Origin of the sequence: Delftia sp. Cs1-4 (assembly GCF_000214395.1) — a bacterium.
GTDB classification, from domain to species: Bacteria; Pseudomonadota; Gammaproteobacteria; order Burkholderiales; family Burkholderiaceae_C; genus Comamonas; species Comamonas acidovorans.
Genome location: NC_015563.1, coordinates 5285778 through 5303322 on the forward strand (window position 1 = coordinate 5285778; position 17545 = coordinate 5303322).

The 17545-nt window shown below is 63.2% G+C and carries 17 protein-coding genes; 10 read left to right on the top strand and 7 right to left on the bottom strand.

What is annotated here, in order from left to right; translation table 11 throughout:
- Positions 1 to 4: 4 nt before the first annotated feature.
- The 4 genes from DELCS14_RS23145 to DELCS14_RS23160 are packed head-to-tail and all read right to left on the bottom strand — an operon-like array spanning position 5 to position 3935.
- On the bottom strand, positions 5 to 976 hold the full coding sequence (locus DELCS14_RS23145) for a quinone oxidoreductase (protein WP_013803808.1): 972 nt from the start codon (positions 974 to 976) through the stop codon (positions 5 to 7).
- A 39-nt stretch (positions 977 to 1015) separates the two neighbouring features.
- The gene (locus tag DELCS14_RS23150) at positions 1016 to 1984 is read right to left on the bottom strand and encodes a tripartite tricarboxylate transporter substrate binding protein (protein ID WP_013803809.1); all 969 of its coding nucleotides are present in this window, start codon (positions 1982 to 1984) and stop codon (positions 1016 to 1018) included.
- 14 nt (positions 1985 to 1998) lie between these two features.
- On the bottom strand, positions 1999 to 3057 hold the full coding sequence (locus DELCS14_RS23155) for a 3-keto-5-aminohexanoate cleavage protein (protein ID WP_013803810.1): 1059 nt from the start codon (positions 3055 to 3057) through the stop codon (positions 1999 to 2001).
- Positions 3058 to 3086: 29 nt separating this feature from the next.
- Positions 3087 to 3935, bottom strand: coding sequence for a TauD/TfdA family dioxygenase (locus tag DELCS14_RS23160; protein ID WP_013803811.1), 849 nt, complete (start codon positions 3933 to 3935; stop codon positions 3087 to 3089).
- A 162-nt stretch (positions 3936 to 4097) separates the two neighbouring features.
- Here DELCS14_RS23160 and DELCS14_RS23165 point away from each other — a divergent pair, with 162 nt between their 5' ends.
- The 3 genes from DELCS14_RS23165 to nirD all read left to right on the top strand — a co-directional run bounded on the left by DELCS14_RS23165 (position 4098) and on the right by nirD (position 8244).
- Complete coding sequence (locus tag DELCS14_RS23165) at positions 4098 to 5105, top strand: AraC family transcriptional regulator (protein ID WP_013803812.1); 1008 nt, start codon at positions 4098 to 4100, stop codon at positions 5103 to 5105.
- A 232-nt stretch (positions 5106 to 5337) separates the two neighbouring features.
- Positions 5338 to 7854, top strand: coding sequence for a nitrite reductase large subunit NirB (gene nirB / locus DELCS14_RS23170; protein ID WP_013803813.1), 2517 nt, complete (start codon positions 5338 to 5340; stop codon positions 7852 to 7854).
- A 48-nt stretch (positions 7855 to 7902) separates the two neighbouring features.
- A complete protein-coding gene (gene nirD, locus DELCS14_RS23175) occupies positions 7903 to 8244 on the top strand; it encodes a nitrite reductase small subunit NirD (RefSeq protein WP_013803814.1) in 342 nt (113 codons plus the stop codon).
- Between the two features lie 41 nt (positions 8245 to 8285).
- Here nirD and DELCS14_RS23180 read toward each other — a convergent pair whose 3' ends face one another.
- Complete coding sequence (locus DELCS14_RS23180; RefSeq protein ID WP_228676909.1) at positions 8286 to 9050, bottom strand: hypothetical protein; 765 nt, start codon at positions 9048 to 9050, stop codon at positions 8286 to 8288.
- A gap of 358 nt (positions 9051 to 9408) precedes the next feature.
- Here DELCS14_RS23180 and DELCS14_RS23185 point away from each other — a divergent pair, with 358 nt between their 5' ends.
- Genes DELCS14_RS23185 through DELCS14_RS23195 form a run of 3 tightly spaced genes read left to right on the top strand, consistent with a single transcriptional unit; the run spans position 9409 to position 10646 of the window.
- Positions 9409 to 9903, top strand: coding sequence for a hypothetical protein (locus tag DELCS14_RS23185; RefSeq protein ID WP_228676808.1), 495 nt, complete (start codon positions 9409 to 9411; stop codon positions 9901 to 9903).
- A complete protein-coding gene (locus DELCS14_RS23190; RefSeq protein WP_013803816.1) occupies positions 9887 to 10297 on the top strand; it encodes a GNAT family N-acetyltransferase in 411 nt (136 codons plus the stop codon). The genes DELCS14_RS23185 and DELCS14_RS23190 overlap by 17 nt, the downstream gene beginning before the upstream one ends.
- 25 nt (positions 10298 to 10322) lie before the next feature.
- Positions 10323 to 10646, top strand: coding sequence for a hypothetical protein (locus DELCS14_RS23195; protein WP_063327002.1), 324 nt, complete (start codon positions 10323 to 10325; stop codon positions 10644 to 10646).
- A 120-nt stretch (positions 10647 to 10766) separates the two neighbouring features.
- Here DELCS14_RS23195 and DELCS14_RS23200 read toward each other — a convergent pair whose 3' ends face one another.
- Positions 10767 to 11102, bottom strand: a complete 336-nt coding sequence (locus DELCS14_RS23200) for a hypothetical protein (RefSeq protein WP_228676809.1) — start codon at positions 11100 to 11102, stop codon at positions 10767 to 10769.
- Here DELCS14_RS23200 and DELCS14_RS23205 point away from each other — a divergent pair.
- From DELCS14_RS23205 to DELCS14_RS23220, 4 genes are all read left to right on the top strand, one after another.
- Positions 11101 to 11565: a low molecular weight protein-tyrosine-phosphatase gene (locus tag DELCS14_RS23205; protein WP_013803819.1), complete on the top strand. Its 465-nt coding sequence runs from the start codon at positions 11101 to 11103 to the stop codon at positions 11563 to 11565. The genes DELCS14_RS23200 and DELCS14_RS23205 overlap by 2 nt on opposite strands.
- Positions 11566 to 12173: 608 nt before the next feature.
- A complete protein-coding gene (locus DELCS14_RS31345; RefSeq protein ID WP_228676810.1) occupies positions 12174 to 12770 on the top strand; it encodes a hypothetical protein in 597 nt (198 codons plus the stop codon).
- 639 nt (positions 12771 to 13409) lie between these two features.
- Positions 13410 to 14444 (top strand): hypothetical protein, encoded by a 1035-nt coding sequence (locus DELCS14_RS30210; RefSeq protein WP_013803821.1) that lies wholly within the window; start codon positions 13410 to 13412, stop codon positions 14442 to 14444.
- Positions 14441 to 15487 (top strand): hypothetical protein, encoded by a 1047-nt coding sequence (locus DELCS14_RS23220; RefSeq protein WP_013803822.1) that lies wholly within the window; start codon positions 14441 to 14443, stop codon positions 15485 to 15487. Before DELCS14_RS30210 ends, DELCS14_RS23220 begins: the two co-directional genes overlap by 4 nt.
- Before the next feature lie 96 nt (positions 15488 to 15583).
- Here the strand turns inward: DELCS14_RS23220 and DELCS14_RS23225 are convergent, their stop codons facing one another.
- The gene (locus DELCS14_RS23225; RefSeq protein WP_013803823.1) at positions 15584 to 17422 is read right to left on the bottom strand and encodes a diguanylate cyclase; all 1839 of its coding nucleotides are present in this window, start codon (positions 17420 to 17422) and stop codon (positions 15584 to 15586) included.
- Positions 17423 to 17545 lie beyond the last annotated feature (123 nt).

Consider the following 17545-nt stretch of genomic DNA (forward strand, 5'->3'; position numbering starts at 1 on the left):
CATTTCAGGGAATCAGCACCGTCGCGCCCGTGGTGCGGCGCGACTCCAGCGCCCGGTGCGCCTGGGCCGCATCGGCCAGCGCAAAGCTTTGCTGGGGCTCGCTGGCGATGCGCCCGGCCAGCACATGGTCAAACAGCTCGCGCGCCATCTCCAGCATGTGGGCGCGCGGCTGGATGTAGTGCACCATCGCGGGCCGCGTCATCCAGATCGATCCCTTGGAGGCCAGCAGTTGGGAGTCCACCACCACCGAGCCCGACGAGGTGCCGTTGCTGATCAGCCGGCCGCGCGGCTGCAGGCAGTCCAGCGAATCCATGAGCGTGTCCTTGCCCACCGAGTCATAGACCACGGGCACGCCCTTGCCGCCCGTGATCTCCATCACGCGAGCGACGGTGTTCTCGCGCGAGGTCACGATGACGTGGGCGCAGCCGTTGGCGCGCGCGGCGGCGGCCTTCTCGTCGGTGCTCACCGTGCCGATCATGGTCACGCCCAGGGCCCGCGCCCATTGGCAGGCGATCAGCCCCACGCCGCCGGCCGCCGCGTGGTAGAGGATGGTCTCGCCCCCCTGCAGCGGATGGACCTGGCGGAACAGGTACTGCGCCGTCATGCCCTTCATCATCAGCGTGGCCGCCGTGCGGTCGCTGATGCCGTCGGGCAGCGGGATCAGCACCTCGGCCGGCATCACGCGCACATCGCTGTAGGCGCCCTGCGGGCCCATCAGGTAGCCCACGCGGTCGCCGGGCCGCACTTCGGTCACGCCCTCCCCCACGGCCTCGACCACGCCCACGGCGTCCGAGCCCAGGCCGTTGGGCAGGGCCAGCGGATAGCGGCCCGTGCGGAAATAGATGTCGATGAAGTTGACGGCGATGAAGCTGTGGCGCACGCGCGCCTGGCCGGGTCCGGGCGCGCCGGCCTCGGCATGCTCCAGCCTGAGCACCTCGGGGCCGCCGGTGGTATGAAAGCGTATGGCCTTTGCCATGGAGTCTCCTTGTGTAGCGCCTGGGTGGGGCGCCCTGCATCAGTTGAGCCGGATGTCGAAGTTCCGGACGATCTCGGCATTGCGGTCGAACTCGGTGCGCAGGTCGGTGGACATCTGCTCCAGCGAGCGATCGCCTTCTACGGGCTCGAAGCCCGTGCCCGCATAGCGTTCGCGCACGGCCTTGCGGGCGTTGACCCGGGCCAGCGCGCCGTGGATCTTCTCCAGCAGCGGGCGTGGCGTCTGCGCCGAGGCGAACACGCCGCTCCAGTTGCTGAAATCCACCTCGGGATAGCCCAGCTCGGCCAGCGTGGGCACCTGCGGGTAGTCGGGCAGCCGGCTCTTGTAGGCCACGGCCAGCAGCCTGACCTTGCCGCCCGCGATCAGCGGCTTGGAGGTGACCGATCCGTCGAACATCAGCGGGATCTGGTTGCCCATGACCTGGGCCAGCGCGGGCGCCGAGCCCGGGAAGGCCACATGCTCCATGTCCAGGTGGGCCCTTCTGTTGAGGATGGCGCCCGCGTACTGCGAGGCCGTGCCCTGGCTGTACGAGGCGAACGACAGCGTGCCCGGGTGGGCCTTCACGTAGGCGATGGCCTCGGCCCCGTCGCGCGCGGGAAACTGCGGCGAGGCGATGAACAGCATCACCGAGCGCGCCATCTGCGCCACGGGCCGCACGTCCTTCATGGGGTCGAAGCCGACCTTGAGCACATGGGGCACCTCGGTGAGGATGTTGGTCACCGTCACCAGCAGCGTGCTGCCGTCGGCCGGCTGGGACAGCATGTGCTTGACGGCGATGGCGCCACCGGCACCGGGCCGGTTCTCGACGATGACGGGCTGGCGTATCTCCTGCGCCAGCTGGTCGCTGATGATGCGCGCGAACACATCGATGGTGCCGCCGGGCGGCGCCGGCACGATGAGCCGGACCGGCTTGTCGCCGAAGGCGTGGGCGCCACCGGCCAGCAACGAGGCGGCCAGGGCGATGGCAGTCCAGGGGGGCATGCGTTGCATCGTGGGCTCCCGGTTCAGGCGGCCTTGCGCAGAAATCCCTGCTGGGCGCCGTTGCGGTTGGGTGCGAAGCCGTTGGCCGCCAGCGTCTCGTCCACGGTGCCGTAGAACTGGCCGATCCGGCAGATCTCCCGCGCCTGCTGCGCCGTGGCGATGGGGCGGCCGAACTCGCGCGCGATGCGCACCAGCTGCTCGATCTGCGCCACCGTGCCCATCTTGGCCGTGCGGCGCTGGTTCCAGAGGTTGTCCTCCGTGCCGCAGCGCACATGCAGCCCCATGGCGATGCCCATCATGTTCACGGGCAGCACGTTGAGCACCGAGCTTTCCACGGTGAGCACGGCGCCGTCGGGCACGGCACGCACGAAGTGGGCCAGGCTGTAGATGCTGGGCGCGTCCATGCCGCCGCCAATCGCCACCCAGTTCATCACCAGCGGGCCCTTGTAGATGCCGCGGCGCATGAGCCGCTCCACCGACTCGAAGCTGTTGATGTTGTAGCACTGGAAGGCGCTCTGGATGCCGGCGGCCGACAGGCGCCGGATGTGCTCCTCGGCCCAGCCGGGCTGGGCGGGCACGGTCATCTCCCTGTAGGCATTGAAGACGGCCGGGTCCTCCATGGAGGTGCCGCGTATGTCGCGCGCATCGAACTGCTCCAGGAAATTCATCTGCGAGGTATTGATGGTCACCGTGACCTGGTCGGGCACGGGCTCCAGCTCGGCCAGCATGTGGCGCGTGTCGTCGGACAGCCACTTGGCGGCCGCGCCTTCGGTCTCCGGCGCGAAGCTGATGGAGCCGCCCACCTGGATGATCATCTCGGGAACGCGCGCACGCACGCCGGCGATCAGCTCGTTGAACTTCGACAAACGCTTGCTGCCTTTGCCGTCGAGCTCGCGCACATGCAGGTGCAGCACGGTGGCGCCGGCGTTGTAGCAGTCCACGGCCTTCTGGATCTGCTCGTCCATGGTCACGGCGATCTCGCCGGGAAAGTCCGAGGGCAGCCACGAGGGCGCATAGGGCGCGGCCGTGATGATCAGGGGCTGCTGGTTTTCGGGGAACAGGTGGCCGTCGAGAAAGTTCATGGCATGTCTCCTTGTGTCGTGATCGTGGTTCAGAAGGTCGGCGTGCCGACGATGCCCGCGCGTTCCATCTTCCGGTGGCTGGGCGGGTAGTCCATGGCCGCGTAGTGCTGGGTGGCGCGGTTGTCCCAGATCGCCACGCTGCCCGCCCGCCAGCGCCAGCGCACCTGGTACTCGGGAATGGCAGCCTGGCCGATCAGGTACTGCAGCAGGCCGGAGGCACCCTGCGTGAAGTCCTGGCCCACGCGCACATTGGCGGGCGTGTGGAAATTGGTGAAATGCGTGGTGAAGCCGTTCACGAACAGCACCTTCTCGCCGGTCTCGGGATGGGTGCGGACCACGGGATGCTCGGCATCGGGGTACTGGGCCTTGAGCGCCAGCCGCCTTTCGATGGGCATGGCCGCGCCGAACGTGCATTCGATGCTGTGGCGCGCGCGCAGCGGCGCGATCAGCGCCTTGACGGCCTCCGGCAGGCGCTCGTAGGCCAGCGCCATGTTGGCCCACAGGGTGTCGCCGCCCACGGGCGGGCATTCCACGCAGTGCAGCACGCAGCCCATGGGCGGCGCCTCGCGCCAGGTGGCGTCGCAGTGCCAGGAATTCTCGTAGCGGTCGTTGGGCTGCTCGGGCGTCCTGTAGATGCGCACCAGGCCCGGATGCTCGGGATCGCTGCCGGCCACAGGATGGTCCTCCAGCTCGCCGAAGCGCCGCGCAAAGGCCACGTGCTCGGCGCGCGCCAGGTCCTGGTCGCGCAGGAACAGTACCTTGTGGCGCAGCAGCGCCGCCCGGATCTCCGAGAAAAGCGCGTCGTCGCGCACCGCGTCGGCCAGCCGCACGCCGAGCAATTCGGCGCCGATGGCGCATGTCATGGGCTCTATGCGCATGCCTGTCTCCTGTCATTGTTGTAAAGGCCCGTGGCGGCACGGTCCGCCCGGCGTGGGGCCGGTCTCTGCAATGTAGGAAAACCCGGTTCCGCGGACTATGCAAGCCATGCCATCCTCTTTGCATTTCGTGCCACCAGGCCACGGACTGACAGGAGGGCAAGCATGGTCACCATGGTGCGCGCGGCGGCCTTGACCCATTTTTCGGACGTCATGCGCGAACTGGGCGGCGACCCCGACAAGGCACTGCGCCAGGCCGGCCTGCGGCCCGCGCTGCTGCGCGAGCAGGACCAGCTGATCGACGTGGCCATCGTCGCGCGCCTGCTGGAAGACGCGGCCCAGTCCACGGGCTGCGAGTCCCTGGGCCTGCGCATGGCCCGGCACCGCCAACTGTCGAGCTTCGGCGCCGTGAGCCTGCTGCTGCTGCACCAGCCCACGCTGCGCCATGCGCTGGACACGCTGGTCGCGCACATGCACCTGGTCAACGAATCGCTGCTGATCCACCTGGAGGATGCAGGGGACATCGTCATCCTGCGCGAGGACTTCGTCCTGCACGGCGCCATGCGCCAGTCCGTGGAACTGGCCATGGGCGTGCTGTGGCGCATGTGCGAGGCATTGCTGCGCGAGCGCTGGCGGCCGCAGGGCGTCAGCTTCAGCCACGCGCCACCGGCCGATCTGTCCGAACACCGCCGCATGTTCCGCTGCCGCATCACGTTCGGCGCCGAGTTCAACGGCATCGCCTGCCGCGCCGCCGACCTGGACGAGCCCAACCCGCTGGCCGACCCCGCGCTGGCGCGCTATGCGCTGCGGCTGGTGGAGGCCATGCCGGCCCACCGTGCCGCCTCCGTGGGGCACCAGGCGCGCAGGGTCATCTACCTGCTGCTGCCCTCGGGCAACGCCACCTGCGCAGGCGTGGCGCAGGGCATGGGGCGCAGCCTGCGCACGCTGCAGCGCGAACTGGACCGCGAAGGCCTGAGCTTCAGCGAGCTGCTGACCGAAGTGCGCCACGAACTGGCCCTGCGCTACCTGGACCATCCCCACTACAGCGTGGGCCAGATCGCGTCCATGCTCGGCTATGCCAGCCACAGCGCCTTCACGCGCTGGTTCGCCGCGCAATTCGGTTGCGCTCCCGAGTCCTGGCGCAGCCGCGCGCAGGGACTGCCTCGCGCCTGACGCACCGGGCGTTCCTGGCGCACTTGACGTACTTGACGCACCACCACGGCGCACCCCGCCCCTGCACGGTGCGGCGGGCGCATTGCGGTGCACGCTGTCTGCGCACCAGACAGCGTGCACCACGGGCAGGCACCGCGCCACGGTGCTGGCACGGCACTTGCATTGGCTGCCCTGACCCGCTGGCCCTGGCCTGCGGCCCGCAAAACACTGGATGCGCAACGCAGGACGCCAGATGAACATCGTTGTGATCGGCCACGGCATGGTGGGCCACAAATTTCTCGAGCAGCTGCATGCCCTGGGCGTGGCAGACGCGAACGTCACCGTGCTGTGCGAGGAGCCGCGCGCCGCCTACGACCGTGTTCACCTGTCGGAATTCTTCTCCGGCAAGAGCGCCGAGGACCTGAGCCTGGTGGCGCCCGGCTTCTTCGAGGCCAGCGGCTTCACGCTGCGCCTGGCGGCCAGGGCGGCAGCCGTGGAGCGGCGCGAGCGCACCGTGACCACGGCCGATGGCGAAGTCATCCCCTACGACAGGCTGGTGCTGGCCACAGGCTCGGCGCCCTTCGTGCCGCCCGTGCCGGGGCGCGACCGGCCGCACTGCTTTGTCTACCGCACCATCGAGGATCTGGAGGCCATGCAGGCATCGGCCGCGCGCTCCAGGACCGGCGTGGTGGTGGGCGGCGGCCTGCTGGGCCTGGAATGCGCCAAGGCCCTGCGCGACCTGGGCCTGGAGACCCATGTGGTGGAGTTCGCCCCGCGCCTGATGGCCGTGCAGGTGGACGACGGCGGCGGCCGCGTGCTGCGCAGCAAGATCGAGGACCTGGGCGTGCAGGTGCACACGGGCCGCAATACGCTGGAGATCACCGACGGCGCCACGGCGCGCCACCGCATGGTGTTTGCCGACGGCACGCACCTGGAGACGGACATGATCGTCTTCTCCGCCGGCATCCGCCCGCGCGACGAGATCGCCCGCCAATGCGCCCTGGCCATAGGCCCGCGCGGCGGCGTGGCCGTGGACGACCATTGCCGCACCAGCGACCGCAACGTCTACGCCATTGGCGAATGCGCCTCCTGGCGCGAGCAGACCTTCGGCCTGGTGGCACCCGGCTACGACATGGCGCGCGTGGCGGCCCGCCACATTGCGGGCGAGGCCGAGGCCGCCTTCGGCGGGGCCGATCTCAGCACCAAGCTCAAGCTCATGGGCGTGGATGTGGCCAGCATCGGCGACGCCCAGGGCAAGACGCCGCGCAGCCGCAACTACCAGTTCATCGACGAGCGCAAGCAGGTCTACAAGAAGATCGTGGTCAGCGAGGACGGCCGCCAGCTGCTGGGCGCCGTGCTGGTGGGCAATGCCGATGAGTACGGCACGCTGCTGCAGATGACGCTCAACAGCATCGCCCTGCCAGAAGAGCCCGAGTTCCTCATCCTGCCCTCCAGCGACGGCAAGGCCAAGCCCGGCCTGGGCGTGGACGCCCTGCCCGACACGGCGCAGATCTGCTCGTGCAACAACGTCACCAAGGCGCAGATCTGCGCGGCCGTGGGCGAAGGCGCCTGTACCATGGCCGAGCTCAAGTCCTGCACCCAGGCCGGCGCCACCTGCGGCGGCTGCGTGCCCCTGGCCACCCAGGTCATGAAGGCCGAGATGGCCCGGCGCGGCATGGCCGTCAACAACCATGTCTGCGAGCATTTCCCGCACTCGCGCCAGGAGCTGTACCACCTGGTGCGCGTGGGCGGCATCAAGACCTTCGACGAGCTGCTGCACCGCCACGGCAAGGGCCTGGGCTGCGATGTCTGCAAGCCGCTGGCCGCCAGCATCCTGGCCTCGTGCTGGAACGAGTTCGTGCTGCAGCCGCAGCTCGCCAGCCTGCAGGACAGCAACGACTACTACCTGGGCAACATCCAGAAGGACGGCAGCTACTCCGTGGTGCCGCGCATGCCCGGCGGCGAAGTCACGCCGGACGGCCTGATCGCCGTCGGCCAGGTGGCCAAGAAATACGGCCTTTACACCAAGCTCACGGGCGGCGCCCGCGTGGACCTGTTCGGCGCGCGCGTGGAGCAGTTGCCGCTGATCTGGGAGGAGCTGATCGCGGCCGGCTTCGAGTCCGGCCATGCCTACGGCAAATCGCTGCGCACCGTCAAAAGCTGCGTGGGCTCCACCTGGTGCCGCTACGGCGTGGACGACAGCGTGGGCCTGGCCGTGCAGCTGGAAAACCGCTACAAAGGCCTGCGCGCGCCGCACAAGATCAAGTTCGGCGTCTCGGGCTGCACGCGCGAATGCGCCGAGGCCCAGGGCAAGGACGTGGGCGTGATCGCCACCGACAAGGGCTGGAACCTCTACGTCTGCGGCAACGGCGGCATGAAGCCGCGCCATGCCGAGCTGATCGCCTCCGACCTGTCCAAGGACAGGCTGCTGCAGCTCATTGACCGCTTCCTGATGTTCTACGTGCGCACGGCCGACCGCCTGCAGCGCACCAGCACCTGGCGCGAAAACCTGGAAGGCGGCCTGGACTACCTCAAGGACGTGGTGGTCAACGACAGCCTGGGCCTGGGCGCCGAACTCGAGGCACAGATGCAGCATGTGGTGGACACCTACCAGTGCGAGTGGAAGACCGCCGTCACCACGCCCGAAGTGCGCCAGCGCTTTCGCAGCTTCATCAACAGCGACCAGCCCGACGAGCACATCGTCTTCGTGCAGGAGCGCGGCCAGATCCGCCCGGCGCGCAGCGAAGAGCGCAGCGAGGCCCTGGTCTGATCCAGGCCTGATCCCGGCCCGCACCCACACCACCGACAAGGCACCGCCATGACACACCCCGCCCAAGAACAGTGGATGCCCGTCTGCGCCACCCGCGACATCGTCCCCGACACGGGGGTCTGCGCCCTGGTCGAAGGCCGGCATGTGGCGGTCTTTCGCCTTGGCGAAGACCGCTTCTACGCCATAGACAACGTGGACCCGCGCTGCGGCGCCAGCGTGCTCGCGCGCGGCCTGGTCGGCAGCCTGGGCGAGCGCGTCGTCGTCGCCTCGCCCATCTACAAGCACCACTTCGACCTGGCCACCGGCGAATGCCTGGAAGCGCCCGAACACTCTGTGCGCGCCCATGCGGTGCGCAATGAGAATGGGCAGTTGATGGTGGCGCTGCACTGAGATTTGCGCGGAGCACAGCCGCGCAGGAAGGTACTGCGTGCCTAGCTTCCCACACCCTCCCTGCGCCGTTGCCACGCTGCAAGACCGGCCACGCCGCCCATCAGCGCCAGCAGCGCAGGCCACCCCAGCAGCGGCACGGCCACCGGGCCGGGCTGCGGGGGAATGTAGGGTTGCATGCTCCAACTGCCTTGGGCAGGCGAAAAAGTGAATCCTGTACCACCAGCAAGCACCTGGCTGCACACATTGCCATTCAACAAGACGCATGTGGTGTCCGAATGGTCACCAGCGATGTCCCCCGAGCCTGAGGCGATATTGAAAGCGTCCACCGGCTGGCTTGGGACATGGGGCGCAGCAGGTGAAACCATCGCCAGGTTCCAGGCAGTGATATTGCCGCTGCCATCGGTAGAAACCTTGAAGCGCGGCGGATCACCGATCGAAATAGCAGCCATGATCTGCGCATTGGCCTGCGTATAGGTATTCACGCCGTCGCTGAACGACCAGCTGCTGATCGGGTAGGGCGTTCCCGGGCCGATGACGATGTCCGTCTGGCTGGCCGGCAGGGTCGCAGGCAGGACCATCGAGCCGCTGAGGCTCATGGCTGTGGTGTAAGGGGCATGGGCATCGTTGTAGTTGACGCCCGCATAGGTGTACTGGGTATCCGCCAATGCGAGGCCAAGGCCCGAGAAGGAAAGGCACACGCTGGCGGCAAGAGCTTTTATTTTCATCAACTTTTCCTTCAGATATTTAATAAAAAACAATAAAACAGCCTGAATAAAGCAATTACCCAAATCTATTAACTCAAGCACAGACGCCAAAAATATATTCTGAAAATTCCAGAGATAACAATTGATTTGCTCAATAAAAAAATGCCGTCAATTAATGACTGGCAAGCGTTGATGCCTTGAGCGTTCAATACACTTTTACGTGCCTGGAAAAGTCGGGGCACATGCTTGATGCCTCTTTTGCGCGGTGATCGAAGAATCCGCACTGGCGTGCAAGATGGCGCTGCATTGAGTTCAGCCACGTCCCGTGCCGGCGGCGCGGCACCATGAAATCCGCCCGCAGGGCGCCTGCCCGTGCCCGACCTGCGGGCTCAGGCGTAAAAGGACAGCAACGCCAGGCACACGAACCCTCATTCTTTGCTTCGGCATCCTGGGCACGCTTGTGTTCGGCGCAGCCTTCGCCCTGTCGTTTTCCTCGCCATTGCTGGCCGAGGGCCTGGGCAAGGAGATCATCCGCATCGAGATCGAGCGCAGGCTGGGCACCCAGCTGGCTACGCTGACAGGCTCGCGCATGGCGGACCTGGCCCAGAAGGCGCTGGGCAGGACAGATAGCGAGATCGCCGCAGTGCGGCGCGAGATCGAGGCCGGCATTCCCGACAAGCTGGCTTCGGTCATGACCGACATGCGCCGCGCCGACTGCGAATGCCGCAAGCGCAAGGCCGTCTACGCGCAGCAACGCCAGGCCACCCAACTAGCATCGCTGATCCAGATGCGCGCCCGGCTGGTGGAACTCATCGAGTCGGCCTACCACCAGACCACGGCCAGCCTGGCCGAAGGCTCTGCCGTGGGCATCGGACAGACGCCTGCCTATGATGGCGCTTTGCCGATCCTCCGATATGCCTCTGGCGCCCTCACCATCCATGAACTACCGCATTGAAGACCACGTCCCCGCCGTCCAGGACTACATCCAGATCCGGCTGGCTGCCGGCCTGAGCCGCAAGTCGCCCGAGGCGGCCGCCATCGGCCTGAAAAACGGCCTGTTCAGCGTGGTCGTCTATGCCGATGCAACGCCGGTTGGCATAGGCCGCGTGATCGGAGACGGTGGGTGCTTCTTCGAAATCGTGGACATCGCTGTCATCCCCGAGCACCAGAAAAAGGGCCTGGGCCACCTCATCATGCAGCGCCTGATGCAGTACATCCACGGCAATGCCCTGCCCACGGCCTATGTCAGCCTCATGGCCGACCACGGCACGCCGGAGTTCTATCGCCGCTATGGGTTCGAACCCTCCCTGCTGCCCAGGAAGGCGGGCATGTCCTTGCGCATTGTTTGACTGCAGAGGCCCGATCAAGACAGAGATGAACAACAAACTGAGAGCAGCGGCAGTGATCGCCGCAGCGTTTTTGGCCGTTGCCTTCCTTGTGCCTGCGCCGAAAAGTGTGCCGCTCACCGAGCGCTATCCCGGTCCGTGGAAAACTGATTTCAGCCGAGACATCGCCATCGCGCTGGGCAAGAACCAAGCTATCGGCTGCGTGCAATTCCAATACCGGGAGAGCCGCCTGGACCCAGGCGAGTACCTTGTGTACTGCAATGATCGGGGCATGTGGAGGTCCTACCTGGTCTGGATCCCGTCGCAGAAGATCACTGGGCCGCACATGATTGATGCATCGATTCCGCCGTGATCGAAGAATCCGCACTGGCATGCAAGATGGCGCTGCATTGAGTTCAGCCACGTCCCCTGCCGGCGGCGCGGCACCATGAAATCCGCCCGCAGGGCGCCTGCCCGTGCCCGCCCTGCGGGCTCAGGCGTAGAAGGACAGCAACGCCAGGCACACGATGACCACGATGGCCGCCGTGATGAGCATCACCCTGAAGCCGCCGTCGCTGCTGCGCAGCAACCGCAACTCCAGCAGGGCCGCACCCACCCGGGTCATCCAGAAACAAAGCAGTTCCACCATGGGCGCAGCATAAGCGGCCCGGCAGATCAGGTGCGGGGCGTGGAAAATGCCGGCGAACGCCTGGGCATCGCAGGCCATCGAGATGTCGTGAAGCCCGTTACCCACAGGGAGGTTTATGGAACAGATTCGGGAACAGTCAGCTGGCAGCAGGCCAGCCACAAAGAGAAAAAGAATCCTCATGGTCTGCACCGGCAACATCTGCCGCAGCCCCACGGCCCACGGCGTGCTTGAAAAAATGGTGGCCGACGCGGGCCTGGCGGGCCGCATCGAAGTGGACTCTGCAGGCACGCACGGCTACCACGTGGGCGAGGCACCCGACCGCCGCTCCCAGGCCCATGCCGCACGGCGCGGCTATGACCTTTCGCAGCAGCGCGCGCGGCAGCTGCGAGCCGAGGACTTCACGGCATTCGACCAGGTGCTGGTGATGGATGGCGCCAACGAATCTGCAGCGCGCAGGATCTGCCCCGAGTCCGAATGGCACCGCGTGCAGCGGCTGACGGACTTCTGCACCGAGCACACCGCGCGCGAAGTGCCCGACCCCTACTACGGCGGCGACCGGGGTTTCGAGGACGTGCTGGACCTGGTGGAAGACGGCTGCGCGGGGCTGCTGGCCACGCTGGGCATGGCGCCGCGCAAGGGTTGACAGGCCACGGCACCGCTTGCGCATGCGAACCACGGCCAGCCTGGTGCGGGAGTTCAGGCTCTTCACTGCGTCCAATGCGCTGGTGTTTCTGGCCCTGGCCGGCGTTTGGCACCTACATCGGCCTGGCCTACATGGCCTATCTGGCCTTTGCCATAGCGCTGCTGTGCGACATCGCATTCAACCGGGCACGCGTGTGCACACGGGCCATCAACGGCCTTGCATCGTCTTTTGGTTCGGCATTCGAAGTCTTGCCTTGTTGAGCCCAAGGCCCCACCTGCCCCGGCAACTGCCCCGATCACAGCAGCGGCACGGCCTCCATAGCCCTGCCCACCCGCCACCACAATCCACCCCTGCCCGCACGCTTGGCCGCGTGGGCACCGAAGGTGCGCGCATGCTGCTGCAATGGATGCGCGCAGAGGCCGGGGAATCGCCAAGCCTGGATCTGGGTCATGAGCTGGTGGTGCGACAAAGCAATTGACTGGCTGATGCCTGGATATCCATTCGCATATTGAGATAGAGTTCGGCGGCTTGGCCATTCCCGCCCAAGCCCTTCTTCTCCACTGCGTCTGCGCAATGGAGATTTTCATTTCAATCCAACTTCAAAGAACATGAACACCATTGCATTGGGAGGACGCCTGCGGCCGCAAGGCGCAATCCGGACTCGCCGGATCATGGCCGCCTTGCTGGCTGCGAGCGCTGTACTGTGTGTGCCGAACGGAGTATCGGCGGCCGAGAACGATGCACTATCTGGCTCTCTGGCCGCATTCGGTGATGCCGCTGCGGCAAGACGCCTGGAGGACCAGATCGCGGATCTTGTGAAAAAGCGCAATCAGGCGGGCATGACCAAGCTGGTGGGGCAGATCGCGCAGAACGACGGGGCTTTCATGGAAAAGATGGACAGCCTGACGCAGGCCAAAAATCGCGTTCCTGATCCTGAAATGGCCAGGATTGCCATGGCCCTGGGCCCTTGCCACCATGCCGGTTTTCTTCTCAGGAAAATGGCTTTCGCCCTTGCCGATGGTCAGGCAAAGCCCATCATTCGCAATGGGGTGATCATGATTGACGGCACGCACATGGACGATATGTATGCCGAGCAAATGTCGCGCTGTGAAAGGCTGGCCAAGCAGCCCATGCGGAAAATCAAGATAGGTTCCATGTGCTCCGTCAATAGCTCGGGCTGCGACGAGGATCCGGATATGGATTGAAAAGGCCGAGCGCTGAAAAACGAGTGCAAGGAAAGAAAAGGCCGGGTCTACCGCCCGGCCTTTGGTGACCGCCCCGGCGGTGACTGCCATGCTGTATCTGTTCGCCCAGGACTGGCCGCACACCATTGTGTTTGACAGCCACATCGGCCTAGCCTGCTTGGCCTGTCTGGACTTTGCCATCAGATGCTGGGCAACATCGCATTCAACCGGGCACGCGTGTGTAGTCGGGCTATCAATGGCATGGCGTCGACTTTTGGTTCGACTCTCGGAATTGGGGCTTTCTTAGCCTGCTGGCATTTTCCGCACGCGGAGCGAGCGTCTCGCAACGCCCATTTTTGCTGATCACAACCGTGAACGGCCCAAACTGCCAAATTGGTTTCAGCAAAGCCTTGTCTGCGGCATTAACGCGATGCCGCGATATGGCTTCACCGCGTAGCTCCGTGCACCCGAATCAGGAATACTCCTATTTTTCCTTCAAAAACCAAGGAAAAATAGGAGCTGTCTTATTTTCAACGAGACGCATACGGAATAGCATGGATTCCTCGCGTATGAAAATCCAAGCATCTTGAGTTTTCAGGCAATCTCCGACATCTATTGCCGCCGTATTCATATATCAACCGACAATTGAAATGAAATTCCATGCGCAATATAAAATACTATTTCCTTCTTGTATTTCTCATCTATGCAAACAATGTATTTTCAAAAGGATACGTTGACAACTACTCGGTCGCAATGGTTACTGGCTGGGCGTGTGATGTCAGATTTCCTAATGACATAGTGGCTGTACACATTTGGCGCGATGACAACCAATTTCTTGGGGGGAGCAGCGCAAATATAGTCAGGGAACCCGCTGTAGGATCGGCTTGCCTTGGCAGCCACAGTGCGCATGGCTTCTCCATACCAATAAATCTTACTGAAGACTTGAAAGACGGACAGGAACACAGAGTTCTAGTTTACTCCATAGGACGTAATGGTTTCGTCGAGCAATTGAACAACTCACCTGTAAAAATCAAATTCCCTGGCGACGGAATTAAAGAGCGTCCATATTATGTCGGAGACATAGTCGCGAGAAATCTAGATTGGCCAGTTATTGAAGGTGCCGGGCACATCGGAATATGGGATGGAACTTCAGTAATTGAAGTTCTCAACGAGCCGCAGGTTGTTCAGAAAAACAATTACGAGAATTTTTTCAAACGCAGCAAAGTTTGGCCAATAAGCAGAACAAAATGGCCTGACCATAACGTAGTCTCTTGCTTCTCGTCTGCATGCACAGAGGATTTTGACAGACCTAGAGCCAATAAAAAATCTTACCCAGCCTTGTATGCAATGATTGCGAGAGCAAATCAAATATATGCCATAGGTGCAATTTATGTTGTGACACCGTACGTTACTCCAGCCGAGCCTACTGTGAATATTCCACCCAGCAGGGACTGGAATAAATACGTGACCTGGCCTCCGACGAAAGGAAGATATCGGTGTGATACTTTTATAACGGATATTATGGGCGCAACGGTTCGAAGTCCTGGATCACATGCTCACTCACACATTCAGGGCCAATGGCTACCTTTACGAATTATTGATGCGAATATAGCCACATGGTATCAAAAATATATTAGTGCAGCAGGAGCCAACATCAAAGCACCTGCCGCCTTGTACAACAAACTCAAGCAATGACAATGAAGCGAATAATATCTTACTCCGTCATTGTCGCCGCATTATATGCAGCCTATCTATTTATAAACGAATCTTTAGAACCACAAAACCACATCACACCAAATATAAAGACCAAAATTTTTAATCAACAATCAAAAATCCCAGCGAACGAAGACACACAAAATGCGAATCAAGTCACAGCGGAAGAGCAACAATCAAGTGCATTCCAGACTTCCGCATTCATTCAGGATGAAATTGATAGATTTCGCACATCTCTCGCAGATTCGTTATCCCACGATGAGAAATTGCAAGCAATCAACCGGCTTCACAACATCATTCGCTCGACCCAACGCAGAGAGGTGAGAGAATCCCTCCGCCAAGAACTGCTTAGCGTCATTGACAGCAACAGATCCAAAGATATAGTCAAATCCGCAATTTTTGACTATACGAGATCCCTCAACAGCCTGGATAGCGCTTCCGAAGCCATCAGGGTTCTCGACTCAGGACTGAAAAATGGGATCCTGACCACCAAAGAATATGCTGGAGAATCTATACACATGGGTTTTCTTTTTGACGACAAAGCGATGATCAAAAATGGTTTAAACACAGGCGACGAATATTCAAATATTGTGCTATACAATTACATATCCGGCATAACAGAAAGCAACAGGAAAAATATCATAGATCACGAACTATTGGTTTACATAAACAGCCATCCCATCAAATTTACCGGCGCTCCTTTCAGCTTCGGCCTGACAGAAGCCATTCAATACAATGAATGGGCCATGGCCAAAGCAAACATCGAGTCAATCCTCAATGGGGCGGACCCTGTGGATATTCTGGCGGCCCCCTTCAAAAATATGCTCACAGATCCCAGGGAACTGCTGGCGCTATCCATCTCTCCGGACATTGGATTGAAAGTCATGAAAAAGGTGATAGCAAGCAAAGACCACCAAATAGGCCTTGAGAATCTTGACAAGTTCACGGCCAGCTATTCTTATATTCCTGCCATAAAATCCGCATCGGATAATATGGAGCGCTATAAAACAGGCTTAGAAAAGTGATATCTCCATCAGAGCTTCCCCAACGAGATATTCCAAAATCTAATTTCCGGATTTATCCGAGGGATTGCTATATCTTTCAAATTCAACCAAACGTCCCTACTTCCCCGCCACCACAATCCTCCCCTTGCCCGCGCGCTTGGCCGCATACATGGCCTCGTCGGCGCGCTGCAGCAGCTGGGTGGTGTTTTCCCGGGCGGCATTGAGGGCGATGCCGATGCTGGCGCCGACCTGGACGGTGGCACCGTTTTCCAGGCGGATGGGCTGGCAGATGGAGGCCAGGCAGCGCTGCATGGCCTGAAGGGCGTCGTTGGCCGAAGCCAGTTCGCCCAGCAGCAGCACGAATTCGTCTCCACCCATGCGGGCCACGCAGTCGGTTTCGCGGGCCTGGGTGGTGAGGCGGCGGGCGATGATGCGCAGCACTTCATCGCCGGCGTCGTGGCCTTCGGTGTCGTTGACTTGCTTGAAGCCGTCCAGGTCCATGAAGCAGACGGCCAGCTGGCCGGGGCCGCTGGCCTGGGCCAGCGCGCGCTGCAGCCGCGCCTGCAGCGCGCGGCGGTTGGCCAGGCCGGTCAGCACGTCGTGCAATGCCTGGTGCTGGGCCGCCTGCTCGCCGCGCTTGAGGGCGTCGATGTCCACGAAGACCCATATCGATTCGCCATCGGCCAGGCCTGCGCCGCTGACATCGACCCAGAGCAGGCTGCCATCGCTGGTCTGCAGCTGCATCTGGGCGTGGCATTTGCCGCTGGAGCGCAGTGCGCCATAGGCCAGTTCGCCGGAGCGTTCGTAGGTTTCCTCGTCCGGGTAGAGGATGCGCGCCGAGTGGTCCAGCAGCTCGCCGGCCGGGCGCTTGAGCATGCGCTGCAGGGCCTGGTTGGTCCACAGCAGCCGGCGCTCGCGCAGGCGGGCGATGCCGATGAGGTCATTGTCCATGAACAGTTCCTGCTGGCGCAGCAGCTCGGCGAGCCGGATGCGCGCCACGCGTTCGCGCTGCTGCAGCAGATAGAGGCTGACCGAGCCCAGCGCGATCAGCGCGATGCTCAGGCCCGTGAGCGCCCAGGCACGCCAGGCCGATGCGCGCCACCCCGCCAGGTAGCTTTCCGTGCCCAGGCCGGTGAAGACGGTCAGCGGGTAGCCGGCCAGGCGCTGGTAGGCCGTGATGCGCTCCACACCATCGAGCAGCGTGGGCGTGATGTACCAGCCAAGCTCCCGGTCATCGGCCAGGGCCCGGTGGTACTCGCCCGAGACTTCCGAGCCGCCGATGCCGGCCATGGGCTGGGGATCGCCTGCCGCGTAGCGGGCCACCAGCAGATCCTTGTCCGAACGCAGTGCAATGGCGCTGTCGGGCCCGAAGGCCTGGCGGCGGAACAGCGACTGGAAATGCTCGGCCGCGACGACCGCGTAGACGATGCCCTGGAAATCCCCGTCGCCGGATTGCAGCCGCCGCGCCAGCACGATGGCCCATTTCTTGAAGGAGTGGCTGACCAGCGGGTCGGAGACCACCATGCGGTCGGTGTTGCGCGCCCGGTCGAAGTAGCCTCGCTCGGCCACGGAAAATGCCGGCTCCTCCTCGTTCGCACTCTGCAGGACCTGGCCATTGGCGTCGGTGACGCGCAGCGCCGTGACGAAGGGAACGAGGGCGCGCTGCTCCTGCAGGATTTCATAGAGGGCCAGCGCCGCCACGTCCGCGCCTTCCAGACTCCGGCTGCGGTAGCGGCCCGCGACGGTGGCCAGGGCGTTGTCCACCAGCCGCATCTCGGCGTTCAGCTCCAGGCTCAGGCTGCGGGCCTGGTTCCGGGTGACGGCCACGCCCAGGTCCAGGTCGGCCTGGTGGTTGGCGCGCAGGCTCAACCAGGTGGCCAGGCCCAGCAGGCCGGCCACCAGCAGGTTGCCGAGCACCAGGCGCAGGAGCACCTTGTCGGAAAGAAGCCTCTTCATGGCGCCGGGTGTCCCTTTCCTACTTGCTGGATGGGCATCGGGGTGGATGGACCGGCCCATTTTTAGCACAAGGCAGGAGCACTCCATGCCAGGTCGCACGCCATGGCAGCGGCGCCTTTCGGC

Coding starts and splice junctions, on each gene's coding strand:
- DELCS14_RS23145 (WP_013803808.1), bottom strand. CDS start 976: ATGGCAAAGGCCATACGCTTTCATACCACCGGCGGCCCCGAGGTGCTC.
- DELCS14_RS23150 (WP_013803809.1), bottom strand. CDS start 1,984: ATGCAACGCATGCCCCCCTGGACTGCCATCGCCCTGGCCGCCTCGTTG.
- DELCS14_RS23155 (WP_013803810.1), bottom strand. CDS start 3,057: ATGAACTTTCTCGACGGCCACCTGTTCCCCGAAAACCAGCAGCCCCTG.
- DELCS14_RS23160 (WP_013803811.1), bottom strand. CDS start 3,935: ATGCGCATAGAGCCCATGACATGCGCCATCGGCGCCGAATTGCTCGGC.
- DELCS14_RS23165 (WP_013803812.1), top strand. CDS start 4,098: ATGGTCACCATGGTGCGCGCGGCGGCCTTGACCCATTTTTCGGACGTC.
- nirB (WP_013803813.1), top strand. CDS start 5,338: ATGAACATCGTTGTGATCGGCCACGGCATGGTGGGCCACAAATTTCTC.
- nirD (WP_013803814.1), top strand. CDS start 7,903: ATGACACACCCCGCCCAAGAACAGTGGATGCCCGTCTGCGCCACCCGC.
- DELCS14_RS23190 (WP_013803816.1), top strand. CDS start 9,887: ATGAACTACCGCATTGAAGACCACGTCCCCGCCGTCCAGGACTACATC.
- DELCS14_RS23195 (WP_063327002.1), top strand. CDS start 10,323: ATGAACAACAAACTGAGAGCAGCGGCAGTGATCGCCGCAGCGTTTTTG.
- DELCS14_RS23205 (WP_013803819.1), top strand. CDS start 11,101: ATGGTCTGCACCGGCAACATCTGCCGCAGCCCCACGGCCCACGGCGTG.
- DELCS14_RS23200 (WP_228676809.1), bottom strand. CDS start 11,102: ATGAGGATTCTTTTTCTCTTTGTGGCTGGCCTGCTGCCAGCTGACTGT.
- DELCS14_RS31345 (WP_228676810.1), top strand. CDS start 12,174: ATGAACACCATTGCATTGGGAGGACGCCTGCGGCCGCAAGGCGCAATC.
- DELCS14_RS30210 (WP_013803821.1), top strand. CDS start 13,410: ATGCGCAATATAAAATACTATTTCCTTCTTGTATTTCTCATCTATGCA.
- DELCS14_RS23220 (WP_013803822.1), top strand. CDS start 14,441: ATGACAATGAAGCGAATAATATCTTACTCCGTCATTGTCGCCGCATTA.
- DELCS14_RS23225 (WP_013803823.1), bottom strand. CDS start 17,422: ATGAAGAGGCTTCTTTCCGACAAGGTGCTCCTGCGCCTGGTGCTCGGC.